The organism is Pseudomonas sp. 05T35, from assembly GCF_056396605.1.
This window is the reverse complement of sequence record NZ_JBFTLU010000753.1, coordinates 1-1185: the sequence shown is the minus strand read 5'-3', so window position 1 is coordinate 1185 and position 1185 is coordinate 1. Positions and strand designations below refer to the sequence as shown.

The window sequence follows — 1185 nt, the reverse complement described above, 5'->3', positions numbered from 1 at the left end:
CCTCCCGAGGGTGTATCCGGGGCAGTTGGTGGATGTCTTCATAGGACAGAAATGATGTGCCAGTCCCGCGTCCATCGACCCCTGCGATTGCATGCCCGGGTGCTCCCCGCGATTATTCTGATGGCGATGAGCGCTTGCACCGTAGGCCCGGACTTTTCGCGTCCGCCTACGCCGTCGCAGAGCGGCTACACCCGCAATCCGGCGACGACGACCGTCGCGGCGCAGGGCCAGGCGCAGCATTTTTTGCCGGGGGCTGAAGTGGCGCCCGACTGGTGGCGGCTGTTCAAGTCCGGCTCTCTGGATGCGGTGGTTCGCCAGGCGGCTGCCAACAACCAGACCTTGCAGGCTGCCGAGGCCAGCCTGCGGCAAAGCCAGGACACGCTCATGGCCGGTCATGGGGTTTTCTATCCGCATCTGGACCTTCACGCCGGCGCGACCCGCGAACGCAATGCTCCGCTCCAGCAAGGGCTGACGACGGGAGGGACAATCTTCAACGTGGTGACCCTGAGTGGCACGATCAGTTACACCCTCGATGTGTTTGGCGGACAGCGTCGAACGGTGGAAGGCCTGCAAGCCGAGGTCGACCGTCAAGCCTGGCTGACCCATGCGGCTTACCTCACCCTGACCGCCAATGTCGTGAATACCGCCATCGCCCGTGCCGGCTATATCGCGCAAAGGCGCGCCACCGAGCAGTTGATTGCGCTGCAAAAACAACAGCTTCGGACCACCGAGGTCCAGGTGCGCAGCGGCACGGCGCCTTATTCGGCGGTCCTCAGTTTGCGCAGCCTGATTGCCAGCAATGAGGCCTTGTTACCGGCGCTGGAGCAGAAAATCAGCCAGGCCGAGCATTTGCTGGCCACCCTCGAAGGCGTCGCACCCACCGATGTCAGTCTCCCCAATATCGAGCTGACAGGTCTTTCGCTGCCCACCGATTTGCCGGTCAGCCTGCCCTCGAGGCTAGTCCGGCAGCGGCCGGATATCTTGTCCGCAGAAGCGCAGCTGCACCGGGCCAGTGCCAACATCGGGGTGGCCACGGCGGCGATGTTTCCCAGTTTCAATCTGACCGGGACCTATGGGACGGCCGGGTCGAACCTGGGGTCGTTGTTTGCGAGTGCCGGGCGGTTCTGGAGTGTTGGCCCCTCCATCGATGTCCCGCTGTTCCAGGGCGGTAGCCTGTGGTTTGGC

The 1185-nt window shown here is 63.7% G+C and carries 1 protein-coding gene; it reads left to right on the top strand.

Annotated elements, in window-relative coordinates; genetic code table 11:
- Positions 1-120: 120 nt before the first annotated feature.
- The coding region (locus tag AC1DH9_RS29515; RefSeq protein ID WP_477809378.1) for an efflux transporter outer membrane subunit at positions 121-1185 on the top strand (1065 nt) is incomplete at its 3' end.